This window comes from Bradyrhizobium erythrophlei (assembly GCF_042430365.1).
GTDB lineage: Bacteria > Pseudomonadota > Alphaproteobacteria > Rhizobiales > Xanthobacteraceae > Bradyrhizobium > Bradyrhizobium erythrophlei.
Window position 1 is genome coordinate 1 of record NZ_JBHMET010000041.1, and the last position, 502, is coordinate 502.

At 67.9% G+C, this 502-nt stretch carries 1 protein-coding gene; it reads right to left on the reverse strand.

The window, feature by feature from the left end; genetic code table 11:
• Positions 1–502, reverse strand: a 502-nt coding sequence (locus ACFFWD_RS07015; RefSeq protein WP_376962827.1) for an FAD-dependent oxidoreductase, incomplete at both ends; no start/stop codon positions are given.

Sequence of the window (502 nt, forward strand, 5' to 3'; positions counted from 1 at the left end):
CGCGGGCGGCATCGCCGGTCGCGAAGACGCCGTCCACTCCCGGCACGCGTAGATCGCGATCGACCAGCAGCCGGCCGAAATTGTCGCGTTCAGCTGGGATTTGCTGGGTCAACGGCGCGGCGCGAATGCCCGCGGCCCAAATCACGGTCTCGGCTTCGATGTGTTCGCCGCTGGAAAACGTGATGCCAGATTCGTCGAGCGAGGCGACGCCGGCACCGAGCCGGGTCTCCACACCGAGCTTGCGCAGGGCGTCCTCGATGACGGGGCGGGGGCCTTCGCCCATGTCGGGAGCGATCGCCTTGTTGCGATCGACGATGATGACGCGCGTTTTGGCATCCTTGCCGAGGATCGCGCGAAGCCGCGCCGGCATTTCGGTTGCCGTCTCGATGCCGGTGAAGCCGCCGCCAACGACGACGACCGTGTCGCGCCCGTTCACGGCCGGCCGGTCGGGGAGAGCATGCAGATGCTTGTCGAGGGCGACCGCATCGTCGAGCGAGTCGAC